The sequence below is a fragment of the Microbacterium sp. LWH12-1.2 genome (assembly GCF_040675825.1).
In the GTDB taxonomy this organism is placed as follows: domain Bacteria; phylum Actinomycetota; class Actinomycetes; order Actinomycetales; family Microbacteriaceae; genus Microbacterium.
In genome coordinates this window covers 1,281,674-1,298,502 of record NZ_JBEGIJ010000001.1, presented here as the reverse complement: position 1 = coordinate 1,298,502, position 16,829 = coordinate 1,281,674, and the positions used below count along the sequence as shown (strand labels likewise).

Genomic DNA, 16,829 nt, shown 5'->3' with positions numbered 1-16,829 from the left:
TGGAAACGTGCCCGATCGCCTGAGTAGTCGCGTCCTGTCCGGGTGGACCGACCCTTCCGCGCTGTTTATGGCGCTCGAGTCCGTCTCGCCGGACGTGTTCTGGCTGGATGCCGGGACAGCCGCCCGCGAGGGCTGGAGCTTCATCGGCACCGGCGAGTGCGCCGGAGACCCGGATGCTGTGCGCATCGACTCGGTGACGGGAGGCGATGCCGACGCTCCGCCGTTCCTGGGCGGCTGGGTGGGCTGGTGCGACTACGAGAGCGGCGCCGCAGCTGCCGGGGCGCCGACTTCCGCGAGCGTGGGGAGGTCGTGGCTGCGCGCCCGCCGGGTCGTGGCCTTCGATCACGCGGCCGATCGTGTCTGGGTGCTCGCGGAGGAAGGCGATCTGGACGAGTGGGCGGCGCTCGTGACGGAACCGCGTGCCGTGGCATCCGCCGTCCCCGTCTCGACTGACGTTGCAATTTCTGCGCTGGCCAGGCATGAGCCCGCGGAGTACATGCAGCTCATCGAGCGCTGCCGCGAGCTGATCAGGGCAGGCATCGCCTATCAGCTGTGCCTGACCACGCGGTTCACCGTTCCAGGGCAGCATGATGCCGTCGCCGCCTACCTTCGACTCCGCGCCGCGACGCCGGCGCACCACGGCGGGTTCGTGCGCATCGGCGGGCGCGCTCTGCTCAGCGCGAGCCCTGAGCAGTTCCTGCACGCGGCCGGGGGCGTCATCCGCACCCGCCCGATCAAGGGAACCAGACCCCGCAGCGCGGACGCGGCGGAGGACGCGGCTCTCGCCGCAGAACTCGCCGTGAACGCCAAGGAGCGGGCCGAGAACGTGATGATCGTCGATCTCATGCGCAACGACCTCTCCCGGGTGTGCGAACCGGGGTCGATCCGGGTGGATGCGCTGTGGCAGGTGGAGAGCTACCCGGCCGTGCATCAACTGGTGAGCACCGTGAGCGGGAAGGCGGCGTCGGGCACGACGGTCGCCGAACTCCTCGAGGCGACCTTTCCGGCGGGGAGCATGACGGGGGCGCCGAAGCTCTCGGCGATGACTCGGCTGCATGAATTGGAGGGCGGGCCGCGGGGCATCTATGCCGGATGCTTCGGATACGTCGGCGTCGACGGCGCACTCGACCTGGCGATGGTGATCCGCAGCATCGTGATCGAGCAGACCGCTGCCGTGGTGGGCGCCGGTGGCGGGATCACCTGGGGATCGGTGCCGGCAGCCGAAGTCGCCGAGGTCGCCACGAAGGCCAGGGCGCCGCTGGCGGCACTCGGCGCCGTCCTGCCCGGACACTGGGGTTCGGATATCCTGAACTGACCCCACTTTCTTCTCAGATTGGTCGTTTTCGTTGTCCGAGCACCAGCCTTCCTCCGCCGAGACCGTCGACGCGCCCGCTTCGGCGCACGACATCCAAGCCAAGTGGCAGAAGTACTGGGCCGAGAACGAGACCTTCCTCGCCGGCGGAGCCGAAGACAAGCGCCCGCGGCGGTACGTGCTGGCGATGTTCCCGTACCCGTCGGGTGACCTGCACATGGGCCACGCGGAGAACTACCTCTACTCCGACATCGTGGCGCGCTTCTGGCGTCACCGCGGGCACAACGTGCTCAACCCGATCGGGTGGGACTCGTTCGGTCTGCCGGCCGAGAACGCCGCCATCCGTCAGGGCGCGGACCCGCGGGAGTGGACGTACCAGAACATCGCACAGCAGAAGAAGGCGTTCCAGGCCTACGGGGTCTCCTTCGACTGGTCGCGTGTGCTGCACACGTCCGATCCGGAGTATTACCGCTGGAACCAGTGGCTGTTCCTGAAGCTGCACGAGCGCGGCCTGGCCTATCGCAAGAAGAGCCCGGTGAACTGGTGCCCGAACGACCAGACCGTGCTGGCGAACGAGCAGGTCGTCGACGGCCGCTGCGACCGTTGCGGCGCCGAGGTCGTGAAGAAGAAGCTCACGCAGTGGTACTTCAAGATCACCGACTACGCCGACCGCCTGCTCGACGACCTGAACCAGCTCGAGGGCTTCTGGCCGCACAAGGTGCTGCAGATGCAGCGCAACTGGATCGGCCGCTCGGTCGGCGCCGACGTCGACTTCCGTATCGAAGGTCGTGACGAGCCAGTCACGGTCTTCTCCACGCGGCCTGACACGCTGCACGGCGCGACCTTCTTCGTGGTGGCTCCCGATTCCGATCTGGCGGCCGAGATCGCCGCCGATGCTCCGGCCGACGTGCGCGAGCGCTTCCAGACGTACCTGACGCAGGTGCAGAAGGAAACCGACATCGACCGGCAGTCCACGGACCGCCCGAAGACCGGCGTCTTCCTTGACCGCTTCGCGATCAACCCGGTGAACGGCGAGAAGCTGCCGATCTGGGCCGCCGACTACGTACTCGCCGACTACGGCCACGGCGCCGTGATGGCTGTCCCGGCGCACGACCAACGCGACCTGGACTTCGCCCGAGCTTTCGACCTGCCGATCACGGTCGTCGTCGACACGACGGCGCCGATCACCGGTGCGATGCCGATCATCGAGGTCGATGACGAGGGTGTGCCGATCGACACCGGCGTGGCTCTCGATGAGCAGCATCCGTCCAGCACGGGCATCGCCCTCACCGGCGAGGGGCGCCTGATCAACTCGGGAGCCCTCAACGGACTCTCCAAGCGCAACGCGATCGCCCGCGCGATCGAGCAGCTGGAGGCATCCGGTACCGGGCGCGCCGCGAAGAACTACCGCCTCCGTGACTGGCTGATCTCGCGTCAGCGGTTCTGGGGCACGCCGATCCCGATGCTGCACGCCGAGGACGGCCGGATCATCCCGGTCGCCCAAGATCAGCTGCCGGTGAAGCTGCCCAGCGTCGAGGGTCTCGACCTGAAGCCGAAGGGTTCCTCTCCTCTGGGCGCCGCTGAGTCGTGGGTGCGCACGGTGGATCCGGCGACAGGCGATCCTGTGCTGCGCGATCCCGACACCATGGACACCTTCGTGGACAGCTCCTGGTATTTCCTGCGGTTCCTCTCCGCGAACAGCGACACCGTTGCCTTCGAGCCGGCCGAAGCGGATCGCTGGGCGCCCGTCGACTCGTATGTGGGTGGCGTGGAGCACGCCATTTTGCACCTGCTCTACGCGCGCTTCATCACCAAGGTGCTGTTCGACATGGGGCTGATCGACTTCACCGAGCCGTTCTCCAATCTGATCAATCAGGGCATGGTTCTCCTCGACGGGGCGAAGATGTCGAAGAGCAAGGGCAACCTGGTGCTCTTCGAAGAGGAACTGGATGCACACGGTGCAGACGCCCTCCGCGTCGCGCTGGCCTTCGCCGGTCCCGTCGAGGATGACAAGGACTGGGCCGACGTCTCGACGACCGGTGCGCAGAAGTTCCTGGCACGCGTCATGCGGATCGCGCACGATGTCTCGAGCCCTGTCGACGTGGTTTTCGACGGCGGCGACGCAGCGCTTCGTCGCGCGACGCACAAGCTCCTCTCAGACGCGCCTGGGCTGGTCGAGCAGACCAAGTTCAACGTGCTCGTCGCACGCCTGATGGAGCTGGTGAACCTCACCCGCAAGACCATCGATGGCCCGGCGAGCGCGGGAGACCCCGCTGTGCGCGAGGCCGCGGAGACGATCGCCGTGATGCTCGACCTCATCGCGCCGCACACCGCGGAGGAGATGTGGGAGGCGCTCGGCCACGAGCCCTCTGTCGGCCTGGTGACGTGGCGTTCCGCCGATCCCGCGCTGCTCGTCGAGGACACCATCACCGCGGTCGTGCAGGTGAGCGGCAAGGTGCGCGCACAGCTCGAGGTGCCCGCGCGTATCGGCGAGGCGGACCTCGAGGCGCTGGCACGCGCCGACGAGCGGGTGATCCGCTCGATCGGCGACAAGGAGATCGTGAAGGTCGTCGTGCGCGCCCCGAAGATCGTCAGTTTCGTCGTCAAGGGCTGAGGCTCGTCTCTCACGTTGGTACTCCCACGGGGACGCCGACCGGTCTTGTGCCCCGGATCAGGACGTTCGCCCCAGATCAGGACGTTTCCGCCTGAAACCTCCTGATCTGGGGACGTCCTCCTGATTTCAGGCAGCTCGATGGCCCGTGCGGCACGCGCTTCGTCTTCGTCTGCACATCATGACGGCGCGGTGACCTTTCCACCGATGGCGGCATCGTCCTCTTCAGGCGCGGACGCTCCGGCTTAGCGTTACCGGGTGACAGCGACTGAGTCGGCATCCGGGAGCAATGCCCGGCGACGGCTGAGCATCGGCGCGGCCGTGGTGCTGGCGCTGGTCGTGCTCTCCGGCGCCGTGGGTATGGGTATCCTGCGCGGCCAAGCGGCACCGGTGGAATCGCTGCCGGTCGCCGGCGACGGCGCTGCCCCCGACGTCGCCGGCGAGCTGTACGTGCACGTGCTCGGCGAGGTCGAGAAGCCCGGGTTGTACCTTCTCGACCTGGATGCGCGACTGGTGGACGCGCTGGCCGCAGCCGGTGGCACCACCGAGGCGGCCGACCTCCAGGCGGTCAACCTGGCGCGCGTGGTGGCGGACGGGGAGCAGATCATCGTTCCGCCGATGGGGGAGCCCGGTGCCCCACCGGGGGCGGCGCCACCGGGAGACGCGCGGATCGACCTGAACGCGGCCGACCAGGCGGCGCTCGAGACGCTGCCGCGGATCGGTCCTGCGCTGGCGCAGCGGATCATCGCGTGGCGAGATGAGAACGGGCGGTTCCAGTCCGTCGACGATCTTCTCGCCGTGCCGGGGATCGGCGAGAAGATGCTCGCGGGCCTGCGCGAGGGGGTGCGCGTGTGAAGGCGCGCGAGCTGCGTCTCGTGCCGCTCGCCGCGGCCGTCTGGGGCGCCGCGCTCCTCTGCGTGCTCCTGCCGCAAGTGGCATGGGGGTGTGCCGTCGTGTGCGGGATGCTCGCGCTGACGCTTCTCGGGCTGCTCACCGCGCGGCAGCGTGGACGAACCGAGCTCGTCCGCGGAGGTCTCGCGGTCGTGCTGCTCGCGTCCGCGGCAGCGACAGCGGTGGCGGTCGGCTTCGCGGCGCCATCGCGAACCGAGGTCGCGGCGCACGACGGCCGCGTCGTCGAGGTGTTCGCCGAGATCAGCTCGTCGGCATCCATCGGCCAGGACGGTCGGCTCTGGTTCGACGCACGCACGACCCGCGCAGGACCGCCCGATTCCGCTACGCCGGCGTCCGCATCGGTGCGCATCGGCGTCGATCCCGGCGACGGCTTCGACCTCGGCGCCCGCATCCGTGTGGTGGGTGAGGCGATGGCGACGGACGCCGGTGAACGCGCCGCATTGATCGTCTTCGTGAGTGAGGCAGAGATCATCAGCCCGGCATCCGGAGTGTTCGGCGTCGCTGCCCAGGTACGACACGACTTCATCGAGCGCTCGGTGCGCCTCCCGGAGCCCGGTGCCGGCCTTCTTCCCGGTCTTGCGGTCGGCGATACCCGGGCGGTGCCGACCGCGCTGAACGACGACATGCGTGTCAGCGGTCTGAGCCATCTCACCGCGGTGTCCGGCGCGAACTGCGCGATCGTGGTCGGCGCGGTGTTCTGGCTGACCGCCGTCTGCCGCGGTGGACGTATGCTGCGCGTCGTACTGTCGCTCACGGCACTGGCCTCGTTCGTCGTACTCGTCACCCCCGAACCGAGCGTCGTCCGGGCAGCGGTGATGGCCGGGTTCGCGATGCTCACCGTGCTGCTCGGCCGGCCGAGCGCCGGGGTCGGGGTACTCGCGGTCTGTGTCGTCGGGATACTGCTGGTCGATCCGTGGCTGGCGGCCACGCCGGGGTTCGCGCTGTCGGCGGCGGCCTCGGGCGCGCTGATCGTGCTGGCGCGCCCGCTGGCCGCAGGTCTTGGCCGATGGATGCCGGAACCGCTGGCGCTGGCCATCGCCGTGCCGCTCGCGGCGCAGCTCGTCTGCGGGCCGATCATCGCGCTCTTCGCCGAGCAGCAGTCGCTGATCGGCCTCGCGGCGAACCTTCTCGCCGCTCCGGCGGCGCCGCTGGCGACTGTGATCGGGCTGCTCGCATGTCTCGCCGCTCCGGTGCCCGCGCTCGCGGATCTGCTCGCAGCATCCGCCTGGCTGCCCGCCGCCTGGATCGCGTCGACCGCCACCACGACGGCGCAGTTGCCCGGCGCGCAGGTGCTCGTCGTCCCCGGCCTCGGAAGCTCCCTACTCGTGGCCGTCCTCAGCGCGGCGCTGGGGCTCGTGATCATCCGCCCCGTTCAGGCGCCGGCGTTCCTGCGGCGGCTGCGCGCAGGGGCATTCGCGGTGGTCGTCAGCACGCTGTCTCACGCCGGCGCGCATCTCGTGCTCACCGGGCCGCTCGTGACGGCGACCACGCCGGATGGATGGTCGATCGCCGCATGCGACGTCGGTCAAGGAGATGCCCTGCTGGTCCGTTCCGATGACGAGGTCGCCCTCATCGACACCGGCCCTGAAGCTGCCCCGCTGGCGGCATGCCTGAGCTCGCTCGGCATTGAACGTATCGATCTGCTCGTGCTCACGCACTTCGATCTCGATCACGTGGGTGGTGTCGATGCCGTGCGGGGGCGCGTGGAAACCGTTCTGCACGGTCCGATCGGGGAGGAAGCGGATCAACGGATGTTGAACGATCTGTCCGCCGCCGGTGCGACAGCGGTCGACGCTGCGACCGGGATGCGCGGAGAACTCGGCACCGCATCGTGGCGTGTGCTGTGGCCTCGGCCGGACTCGGCGGCGTTCCCCGCGGGCAACGACGCCAGCATCGTCTGGGAGATCAGCGGAGGCGATGTGCCCCGTGCGATCTTCCTGGGGGACCTGGCGGCGACACCGCAGCGGATGCTCGTCGCATCGGGTCAGATCCGCGGCGCGTACACCGTGGTGAAAGTGGCCCATCACGGCAGCGCGGATCAGGACCCCGGGCTGTACGAGGCGCTGGGACCGGTGGCAGCCCTGTTCAGCGCGGGAGCGGACAACGACTACGGGCATCCCCGACAGGAGACCATCGACATCCTCGACGCAGTCGGCGCTCACATACTGCGCACCGATGAGCAGGGGCGCATCCTTCTGGGGTTGCGCGACGGCGAGCTGGAGGTGTGGACGGAGCGGAATGCGGGCGAAGAGGGGGCAGTCACCGGATCGAGCGTCGGCGACCCCGGGTAGGCTGGCAGCATGGCTGCTCCGCGTTCCTCGTCCCGTGGCGGCGCGAAGCCGACGAAGGTTCCCCAGGTGTCCTGGCGAGAGCCGCGACCAGCCCCGCTCGTGCTCGTCTCGGGTCCTGAGGAGATCTGCGCCGAGCGTGCGATCGCCGGTGTCCGGGACTATCTGCGCGCCGAGGATCCGGCCCTCGAAGTCAGCGATATCCGTGCCGATGACTACGCTCCTGGCACTCTGCTCGCACTCGCGTCCCCTTCCCTGTTCGGCGAGCCGCGACTCCTGCGGGTTTCGGGCGTCGAGAAATGCTCAGACGCCTTCCTGCAGGAGGCGGTGTCGTACCTCGAGCAGCCTCAGGAGGGTGCGACCATCGTTCTCCGGCACACCGGCGCGAGTGTCCGAGGGAAGAAGCTCCTCGATGCGCTTCGTGCCGGTACCGGCGGCGGCATCGAGATCGCCTGCCCGGCGATCAAGCGCGACAGCGACCGTGTCGACTTCGCTGCGGGCGAGTTCCGTGCCGCCAAGAAGCGCATCGCCCCGGCGGCCCTTCGCGCCCTCGTCTCCGCCTTCGCCGACGACCTCACCGAGCTCGCCGCCGCATGTCAGCAGCTCATCGGCGATGTCGAGGGTGACATCAGCGAAGACGTCGTCACCAAGTACTACGGTGGCCGCGTCGAGGTGTCGGCGTTCGTCGTCGCCGACACGGCGATCGCCGGACGCTATGGCGAGGCGCTGATTTCGCTTCGGCACGCCTTGGCGTCCGGTGCCGACCCTGTGCCGATGGTCGCGGCCTTCGCGATGAAGCTCCGCACTATGGCGCGGGTGGCCGGAAACCGCGAGCCCAGCCGGCAGCTCGCGCAGCGCCTCGGCATGAAGGACTGGCAGGTCGATCGTGCCCGCCGAGACCTGTCCGGTTGGAACGAGCGATCGCTGGGTATGGCGATCCAGGCGACCGCGCGAGCAGACGCCGAGGTCAAGGGCGCCGCGCGCGATCCGATCTTCGCCCTCGAGCGCATGGTGACGGTCATCGCGACCCGCCAGCCGTTCGGGGAATGAAGAAGGCCCGCACCGTGAGGTGCGGGCCTTCTTCAGAAAAGGTTCAGGCTCAGAGAGCGGCGACCTTCTTGGCGATGGCCGACTTGCGGTTCGCTGCCTGGTTCTTGTGCACGACGCCCTTGCTGACGGCCTTGTCGAGCTTGCGCGTAGCCGTCTTCAGGGCGGCCTCGGCAGCAGCCTTGTCGCCGGTGGCGACGGCCGCGCGAGCGGTGCGGATGACCGTCTTGAGTTCGCTCTTCACGGCCTTGTTGCGCTCGTGAGCCTTGTCGTTGGTCTTGTTGCGCTTGATCTGCGACTTGATGTTTGCCACGTGTGGACGCTTTCTGTACAGGTGTGTGATGGAATGCCGGCAACAGAAGAGGGCTGGTGCACAGCGGTCGTGAGGGAGAGAACCCACACGCAAGCCAAGAGTCGAGTCTATCAGCAGTCGACCGGATAGCGCGAAACGATGCCGTGAGGTCACCGCAGGATGCCGAAACACGGGAGATTCTTCACGATACCCAGTCGCGCTGAGAGCGGTACCGGGTACAGAATCAGCAGTGTCCCCGACACCGACGTCAAGGAGCGAGATGCTTTCCGATCCCACCCGGCTGGTCTTCCCGCCCCACTTCCGCTGGTCCACGGCGACCTCGGCCCTCCAGATCGAAGGGTCTCGCAGCGCGGACGGGAGGGGGAGGTCGATCTGGGACGACTTCGTGGACGTGCCGGGGGCCGTGAAGGACGGCTCCAAGGCCGAGCCCTCCTGCGACAGCTACCGACACCCGGAAGCCGACATCACGCTCGTCGCCGGCCTCGGCGTGGATCACTACCGTTTCTCGATCCAGTGGGCACGAGTGCAGCCGGACGGCGCCGGCCCCGCGAACGCCGCGGGGCTCGATCACTACTCCCGCTTCGTCGACGCGTTGCTCGAAGCCGGCGTCGCCCCTTTTCCCACGCTGTATCACTGGGAGATGCCGAGCGCGGTGGAAGCGGACGGCGGTTGGCTCAACCGCGACACGGCGGAGCGCTTCGCCGACTACGTGGCACTCGTCGCTGACCGCCTCGGCGACCGGGTGCCGCAGTGGTACACGCTCAACGAACCGGCGATGACGACTCTGCAGGGCTACGCGACCGGGGCGCTCGCTCCGGGGAAGCAGCTTCTCTTCGGCGCCCTGCCGACCGTGCACCACCAGCTGCTCGCGCACGGCCGGGCAGCTGAGGTGCTGCAAGGTCGCGGTGCCCGTCGGGTCGGGCTGGTGAACAACCACACATGGGTGCTGCCGCTGCACGATACCGACCAGGATCGTGCGGTCGCCGCGGTGTACGACACGATCCACAACCGGATCTTCAGTGAGCCGCTTCTCGACGGTTCCTATCCCGATCTCGAGGCGCTGGGACTTCCGGCCATGCCGGTGCGATCCGGCGACCTGGAACTCATCGGCGGATCGATCGATTTCTACGGAGTGAACTTCTACAACCCGACAACGGTCACGGCGGCGAACGGTGAGAGCCCGATCCCGTTCGACATCGTGCCGACGCCCGGGGTGCCCGTCACCGGCTTCGGGCCGGAGTGGCCGATCATGCCGGAGGCGCTGCGCGATCTCCTCATCGACCTCCACCGCCGGCATCCGCAGCTTCCGCCGGTGATCATCGGGGAGAACGGTGCATCCTTCCCCGAGCCGGAGAGTGCAGGGCGCGTCGAGGACGCCGACCGGATCGGCTACCTCACCGGGCACATCACCGCGGTCGCGGAGGCGATCGAGGCGGGAGTTCCCGTTACCGAGTACACGGTGTGGTCGCTCCTGGACAACTGGGAGTGGGCCGACGGCTACACGCAGCGGTTCGGTCTCGTGCACGTCGATTTCGCCACGGGGGAGCGCACCCGGAAAGCCTCATACGACTGGTATCGCGATTTCATCGCGGACGCCCGTGCGGGAGCATCCTCGGCTCGCGATGCGGAGGTCGCACAGTGAGCACGGTGAGCACCGCGACGCGCGTCGGCTTCCGATGGATGTCGTTGTTCTCCCTGGCCTGGCTGGCGATCTGGACGGTTCAGCTCACGCCAGTCCAGCTGCTTCTTCCGCTGCAGCTGGACACGACCGAGGGTGACTGGATCACCGGCGTCGTCTCTTCGGGAATCGTGCTCGGGATCGGCGGTCTCGCCGGAGTCATCGCCGGACCCGTCGCCGGAGCTCTCTCCGATCGGGCCCGCGCCGGGCGGCATCGACGACGTCCCTGGGCCCTGGGTGGCGTCTGGCTCACCGCCGTCTGCCTTGTCGTCACGGGATTCACCGAAGGGCCCTGGGCGGTCGGCGCGGCGTGGATCGGCGTGTCGGTCGGTGTCGCCGTCTCGTCTGCGGCCTTCACAGCGCTGATCGCCGATCAGCTTCCCGTGACGCAGCGTGGCGCCGCCTCCGCCGCGGTCGGATCCAGTCAGGCGGTCGGAATCGTCTTCGGGGTGGCTCTCGTCGTTCTGCTGGGGCTCGACGTGCTCGCCGGATACCTGCTGCTTGCGGCAATCATCGCGGTGATCGGGACGGCCGCCGCGCTGCTGCTGGCGGACCCGCCCTCGACCGCGGAGATGCGGCCGCCGCGCGCAGCCGGACGCCGGCTGGCGTCGCTCCGCGACCGCGATTTCGCCTGGATGCTGTCCGGCCGACTCGTCACGAACATCGGGAATGCGCTGGGGACCGCACTCTTCCTGTTCTTCCTGCTGCACGGTCTGAACCAGCCGAGTGCCGCGGCGCAGGACAACCTGCTGCTGCTGATCGTCGTCTACACCGTCTTCGTCGTGCTCGCCTCGGTGCTCACCGGCATCGTCTCGGATCGCACGGGCAATCGGCAGGGGCTCACCGTGGCCGCCACTGTCGTGCAAGCGGCATCCGGTGTGGTCATCGCGCTCACTCCCACTTTCGAGGCGACGATGATCGCCGCCGCGCTGATGGGGCTCGGCTACGGCGCCTTCTCGACCGTCGGGCTCGCCTTCGCCGCTGACCTGCTGCCGGATGAGCAGGATCACGCACGCGACCTCGGCATCGTCAACGTGACGGCGGCTCTCGGCCAATTGATCGGTCCCGTGCTCGGTGCCGCGCTGGTGGCGCTGGTCGGCGGGTTCTGGCTGGTGTTCGTGGCGGCGGCCGTCCTGTCTCTCCTCGGGGGCGTCCTCACCGCATTCGCGCGTCCGCGCGCGCGATCATGAAGCTGCAGCGACTCGCTGCTCGATCGTCGCCACAGCCAGCCCCAGCACGGCGTTGAACACCCCTGGGCGCATCGCAGTGACCAGGTGCGTCGATCGGGGCACGACGATGAGTTCGGCGTGCGGTGCGAGCCGCTGGAAGAGCGTCTCGTGCACGCGCAGCTGGTCGTACTGGCCGTTCACGTACCAAAGGGGCACGCGGATGCGCTGTACGGCGTCCGCGAGATCCAGCGACTCGAGGCTGCGCAGCGCGGCATCCTGCGCGTCGTACGCGTAGCCGCCGGCACCGAAGTGATCGCGCGTCTCGAGGGGGAGCGTTGCGGCAAGGACCCGCCTGGTGAGCCACGAGCCCCGACCGGGCAGCGCGTTCATGGCGCTCGCGAGCAGCCGATAGGCGCGCAGCGCCGCACCGCGCGGGAAGGCGGTGCAGGAGGCAGCGACCACACCAGCGATCGGTGGCGGATCCGCCGAGCCGGCGGTCGCCAGGCAGAGCAACCCGCCCATCGAATGCCCCACCAGCAGCACTGGACCGTCGAGTGCTGCCTTGCGTACCGCGGCATCCACTGTTGCCAGGGCCGCCTCGATGGTGAACGTCTCACCGAGTGTGCTGCCGTGCCCCGGAAGATCGAGGGCGACGGAGTGGATGCCCTGCTCGGTGAGGAACGCCTGTTGCGACAGCCACATCGTTCTGGACGTGCGGATGCCATGCACGAAGACGACCTGGATGCTCACAGGAGCCAGCATAAAGAACAGCGGGGCCGGTGGATGAACCACCGACCCCGCTGCGAATGTGCCAGAAGGCTTACTTCTCGTATCCCACGTTCTCCACCGGCGTGATGCCGAAGAGGTCGAGGCCCACGTAGGGCTCGGGCGTGAGGTTGGCGAGGCCGTTCTTGACGGTCCAGATCTCCGGTCCGTTGAACGCGGGCAGAACACCCCAGGTCTCGGCGAAGATCTCGGACTCGAGCTTCATCGCGGCCTTGGTCTGCTCGACCGGGTCAGAAAGCGACTCGACCTGCTCGTGGATCTTCTTGTCGATCGCCTCGGTGCCGGTGCCCGAGAGGTTCAGGCCACTGTCCGAGCAGTACAGCTGGCAGTACCAGGCAGCACCGAACGGGTCGGACGAGGTGAAGTTCAGGAAGAACATGTCCCAGTTCTTCGTCGTGAAGTCATCGGCGAAGTCAGCCGACGGACGCACGTCCACCGTCACCTCGACACCGATCTCCTTCAGCTGCGCCTGAACTGCGACCATACGAGCGCGTGCCGTCTCGGTGTCGCTGTGACCCGGGAACGTGATCGCGAGGCGGACGCCGTCCTTCTCGCGGACACCGTCTGCACCGAGCGTCCAGCCGGCGTCATCGAGGATCTTGTTGGCACCCTCGGTGTCGCCGTCCTTGCGGCCGGCCTCTTCCAGAGCGTTGACGTAGTCAGGCTGGAACGAGAACAGCGTGAGCGAGCCTGCGGGCTCCTCGGTGTAGTTGAGGCCGTTGAACACGATCTCCTTGACCTGCTCGAGGTTGATCGCGGACATGATCGCCTCGCGGACCTCGAGGTCTGCCAGGGCAGGAGTCTCGGAGTTCAGGATGAACAGCGCGTTCGCGGTCGCCTGACCACTGTAGGTCGTCACGCCCTCGAGGTCGGCGACCTGAGCGAGCAGCTCCGCGCTGCCGGTCTCGGCCATGTCGACCTCGTCGTTGAGCAGCGCGTTGACCGCAGCGGTCGGCTCCATCTGGATGAAGGAGACCTTGTCGAGGAGCGGCTTCTCGCCCCACCACTTGTCGTTCGGAACGAGCTCGACGACGCCGCCGTTCTTGTCGAAGTTGTCGATCGTGTAGGGGCCTGCGCCCCACTCCGGGTGCCAGTCGCCGATGAACGCCGTGTTGAAGAGCTCAGGCGTGTTCACCGCGGGGTGCAGCAGCTGCGAGTAGACCATCTCCGGCCAGGCGAACTCGCCCTTGAAGGTGACGATGACGTCGCGGTCGTTCTCGCCGGCCTCGACGGACTCGATTTCCTTCCAGCCGTCGGTGGCGTTGGGCAGGTAAGCCTCGTCCTGGCCGCTGTTGGCCTTCCAGGTCGCCTCGAACGCGGTGACGTCGATCGGCGTGCCGTCGTTCCAGACTGCCTTCTCGTTGACCTTGAAGTGCAGGACGGTCTTGCCGTCTTCGACACCGAAGCTGTAGTCGTCGAGGTACGCCGGGTTCGGCTTGATCGTGCCGTCCGGGTCCATCAGCAGCACCTGCGGGCGGAACCAGGTTCCGACCTGCGTCACGCGGGCGTCGCCGTCGCTGTGGAAGTAGTTCAGCTGCTCAGCGATGTTCGAGATCGGGATGCGAAGCTCGCCACCCTGCTTGAGGTTCTCGCGGGGCTGCGGGTTGTAGTCAGCGCCGGTGACGGTCTTGGGACCTTCGCCCTCGCCTTCGGTGCCGCCGCCGTTGCCTGCTGCACATCCGCTCATGACGAGTGCAAGGGCGCCGCCGAGAGCTGCAATGCCCATCAGCTTCTGATGCCGTTTCATGGTACTCCTTAGTGCCTGTCGGCCTTACTTGGGATAGAGGCAGGATAAGTCAGTGGAACTGCGGCTCACGCGCATGGGCACCGAATGTTATCGGACCGTGCACATTGTGCCGACGGCTCAGAGCGCAGTCGCCGCCACGGCGTCGAAGCCTTCGACGGGGAGGATGATGCGCTGACGCGTGCGCTCGATGTCCGGATCGGGAATCGGGATCGCCGAGAGCAGTGCCTTCGTGTACGGGTGCTGAGGATCGTCGAAAACCTGATCCACGTCTCCGTACTCGACGAAGTCTCCCTTGTACATCACGGCGACGCGGTCGGCGATGTGACGGACGACGGCGAGATCGTGGGCGACGAAGAGGTACGACAGGCCCAGCCTCGCCTTCAGTTCGTCGAGCAGGTTGATGACGCCGGCCTGGATCGACACGTCGAGCGCCGAGACCGGCTCATCGAGCACGATGACCTTCGGGTTGGTGGAGAGGGCACGCGCGATGCCGATGCGCTGGCGCTGTCCGCCGGAGAACGCGGTCGGGAACCGGTCACTGTGCGCGGGATCGAGTCCGACGAGCCCCATCAGCTCTTCGACCCTGTCCTGCACGTCGTCCTTGTCCATGCCGATGGCGAACATCGGCTCGGCGATGATGTCCCACACCGTCATGCGCGGATCCAGCGCCCCCATCGGGTCCTGGAACACGATCTGGAGGTTGCGGCGCATCTCGCGCTCCTCAGAACGCGACCGGATGTCGGCGACGCTCTTTCCCGCGATGCGGATATCACCGTCCTCCTGCTTGACGAGGTCCATGATCTGCAGGAGCGTCGTGGTCTTTCCGCTGCCGGACTCGCCGACGATGGCAAGGGTCTCGCCCTCGCGGACGTCGAAGCTGATGCCCTTCACGGCATGGACCTCGCCGACCTTGCGCTTGAGGAACGCACCCTTGGTCAGCGGGAAGGTCTTCGTGACGTTGATCGCCTCGAGGGTGATCGGGCGCTGTTCGCGGGGGAGTCGGCTGAGCGGGCTCTCCGGGATCTCGGGGAGGGGGAACACCGGCAGGCCGCCGATCAGGCCGCCGTCCACGATGTCATGTGCACGGATGCATGCTGCGGTGTGCGCCTTGTGGCCATCGGTGACCACGGGCAGCAGCTCGGGCTCGCGCTGACGGCAGGCGTCGACGGCGATCGGGCAGCGATCGGCGAACGGGCAGGCATCCGGAAGGTTGATGAGCAAGGGCGGGTTGCCCTTGATCGGGATGAGCGGAACCTTCTCGGTCTTGTCCACGCGCGGGATCGCGCCGAGGAGGCCGATCGAGTACGGCATCCGCGTGTGGTAGAAGAGCTCGCGCACTTCCGCATGCTCGACGGGCTTGCCCGCGTACATCACCAGAACGTCGTCTGCGGTCTTGGCGACCACGCCCATGTCGTGCGTGATCATCATCATGGCGGCGCCGGTCTCCTCCTGCGCCTTGTCCATGAGGTCGAGGATCTGCGCCTGGATGGTGACATCGAGAGCAGTGGTCGGTTCGTCGGCGATGATGAGCTTCGGGTTGTTCGCCATCGCGATCGCGATGACGACGCGCTGGCGCATGCCGCCCGAGAACTCGTGCGGGAACGACTTCATCCGCCGGTCCGCTTCGGGGATGCCGACGAGCTTCAGCAGTTCGACGGAGCGGTCCCACGCCTCCCGCTTCGACAGGCGCCGGTGCACGGTGAGCGCCTCGATCAGCTGGTCGCCGATGGTGAACACAGGGGTCAGCGAGGTGAGCGGGTCCTGGAAGACCATCGCCATGCCGTTGCCGCGGATCATCGAGAGCTGCTTGTCGGACTTGCCGATGAGCTCCTGTCCGTCGAACACGATGGAACCGGTGACCTTGGCGTTCTCGTCGAGAAGCCCCATGATCGCGAGCGAGGTGACGGACTTGCCCGAGCCGGATTCGCCGACGATGCCCAGCGTCTTGCCAGCTTCGAGGTCGAAGGAGACGCCGCGGACAGCGTCGACTCGACCGGCTTCTGACGGGAAGCTGACTCGCAGGTCCCTGACGGAGAGAACAGTACTCATGCGCGACCTCCAGCCGCCGAGGTCGGATCAAGGGCATCGCGCAGACCATCGGCGATGAGTGCCATCGACACGGTGAGCATCGTCAGTGCTGCGGCGGGGAAGACGAACAGCCACGGAGCGCTGGCGAGCGTGCTCGAGCCGTAGCCGATGAGCGCGCCGAGCGACACATCGGGCAGCTTCACGCCGAACCCGAGGAACGACAGCGCCGTCTCGGTCAGCACAGCCGACACGATTCCGAGGGTGAAGTTGATCACGAGCAGCGAACCGATGTTCGGAAGCATATGGCGCAGGACGATGCGGATGCCGGAGAGCCCGGCGTATCGGGCGGCGTGGATGTACTCGCGCTCACGGAGAGAGAGGGAGAGGGTCCAGATGATGCGCGCCGGCATGAACCAGCCGACCACGAAGATCATCACCAGCGAGATCACGAGCCAGTTGCCGCCGACGTCGTTCGAGATCATTGCGAGGATCAGGAAGTTCGGGACCACCATCATGAAGTGGATGACGATCAGGGTGACGCGCTCGTAGAGCTTGCCGTAGTAGGCGGCGGTGGCACCGACGATCGCGGACACCACCGTCGTACCGACGGCGACGAGCAGGGCGATCATCATGGAACGCTGCAGGCCGACCGCGACCTGGGCGAAGTTGTCGTTGCCGGAGCCGTTGGTGCCGAACCAGTGCTCGGCCGACGGCCCCTTGCGCAATGCGAGGAAGTCCAGGTCGGTGTGGCTGTACTGCGCGACGAGCGGGCCGATGATGGCGAACAGGACGAGCGCGGCAAGGATGAACAGCCCGAGGACCGCGCCGCGGTTGCGCATGAAGCGGCGGCGGTACAGCGTCCACATCGAGGTGCGCTTGCGCCGCGTCGGTGCGGCCGGCTCCTTGCTCAGTTCAGGGGTCATCCCCAGAGTCTCGAT

At 67.5% G+C, this 16,829-nt stretch carries 12 protein-coding genes; 7 read left to right on the top strand and 5 right to left on the bottom strand.

Annotated features, from left to right (window positions below):
* Positions 1-7 precede the first annotated feature (7 nt).
* The 5 genes from MRBLWH12_RS06190 (at position 8) to holA (ending at position 8,173) form a co-directional block, all read left to right on the top strand.
* Positions 8-1,315, top strand: coding sequence for an anthranilate synthase component I family protein (locus tag MRBLWH12_RS06190; RefSeq protein ID WP_363547230.1), 1,308 nt, complete (start codon positions 8-10; stop codon positions 1,313-1,315).
* Positions 1,316-1,346: 31 nt separating this feature from the next.
* Complete coding sequence (gene leuS / locus MRBLWH12_RS06185) at positions 1,347-3,926, top strand: leucine--tRNA ligase (RefSeq protein WP_363547227.1); 2,580 nt, start codon at positions 1,347-1,349, stop codon at positions 3,924-3,926.
* A 255-nt stretch (positions 3,927-4,181) separates the two neighbouring features.
* Positions 4,182-4,778, top strand: a complete 597-nt coding sequence (locus MRBLWH12_RS06180) for a ComEA family DNA-binding protein (RefSeq protein ID WP_363547224.1) — start codon at positions 4,182-4,184, stop codon at positions 4,776-4,778.
* Entirely contained in the window at positions 4,775-7,126 is a 2,352-nt protein-coding gene (locus MRBLWH12_RS06175; protein ID WP_363547221.1) for a ComEC/Rec2 family competence protein, read from the top strand. The genes MRBLWH12_RS06180 and MRBLWH12_RS06175 overlap by 4 nt, the downstream gene beginning before the upstream one ends.
* A gap of 9 nt (positions 7,127-7,135) precedes the next feature.
* Positions 7,136-8,173 carry a DNA polymerase III subunit delta gene (holA, locus tag MRBLWH12_RS06170; RefSeq protein ID WP_363547218.1) on the top strand — a complete coding sequence of 346 codons (1,038 nt, stop codon included), beginning with the start codon at positions 7,136-7,138 and terminating at the stop codon, positions 8,171-8,173.
* Positions 8,174-8,222: 49 nt separating this feature from the next.
* Here the strand turns inward: holA and rpsT are convergent, their stop codons facing one another.
* Positions 8,223-8,483 carry a 30S ribosomal protein S20 gene (gene rpsT / locus MRBLWH12_RS06165; RefSeq protein ID WP_341974478.1) on the bottom strand — a complete coding sequence of 87 codons (261 nt, stop codon included), beginning with the start codon at positions 8,481-8,483 and terminating at the stop codon, positions 8,223-8,225.
* 259 nt (positions 8,484-8,742) lie between these two features.
* Here rpsT and MRBLWH12_RS06160 point away from each other — a divergent pair, with 259 nt between their 5' ends.
* Together MRBLWH12_RS06160 and MRBLWH12_RS06155 are read left to right on the top strand one after the other, a co-directional pair.
* Positions 8,743-10,125: a GH1 family beta-glucosidase gene (locus MRBLWH12_RS06160; RefSeq protein WP_363547215.1), complete on the top strand. Its 1,383-nt coding sequence runs from the start codon at positions 8,743-8,745 to the stop codon at positions 10,123-10,125.
* Between the two features lie 5 nt (positions 10,126-10,130).
* The gene (locus MRBLWH12_RS06155) at positions 10,131-11,351 is read left to right on the top strand and encodes an MFS transporter (protein WP_363547212.1); all 1,221 of its coding nucleotides are present in this window, start codon (positions 10,131-10,133) and stop codon (positions 11,349-11,351) included.
* Here MRBLWH12_RS06155 and MRBLWH12_RS06150 read toward each other — a convergent pair.
* From MRBLWH12_RS06150 to MRBLWH12_RS06135, 4 genes are all read right to left on the bottom strand, one after another.
* The gene (locus tag MRBLWH12_RS06150) at positions 11,346-12,080 is read right to left on the bottom strand and encodes an alpha/beta fold hydrolase (RefSeq protein ID WP_341974481.1); all 735 of its coding nucleotides are present in this window, start codon (positions 12,078-12,080) and stop codon (positions 11,346-11,348) included. The two genes, MRBLWH12_RS06155 and MRBLWH12_RS06150, sit on opposite strands and share 6 nt — an antisense overlap.
* Before the next feature lie 70 nt (positions 12,081-12,150).
* A complete protein-coding gene (locus MRBLWH12_RS06145; RefSeq protein WP_363547209.1) occupies positions 12,151-13,863 on the bottom strand; it encodes an ABC transporter family substrate-binding protein in 1,713 nt (570 codons plus the stop codon).
* Positions 13,864-13,980: 117 nt separating this feature from the next.
* Complete coding sequence (locus MRBLWH12_RS06140) at positions 13,981-15,912, bottom strand: ABC transporter ATP-binding protein (protein WP_363547206.1); 1,932 nt, start codon at positions 15,910-15,912, stop codon at positions 13,981-13,983.
* Entirely contained in the window at positions 15,909-16,814 is a 906-nt protein-coding gene (locus MRBLWH12_RS06135) for an ABC transporter permease (RefSeq protein WP_341974484.1), read from the bottom strand. Before MRBLWH12_RS06135 ends, MRBLWH12_RS06140 begins: the two co-directional genes overlap by 4 nt.
* Positions 16,815-16,829 lie beyond the last annotated feature (15 nt).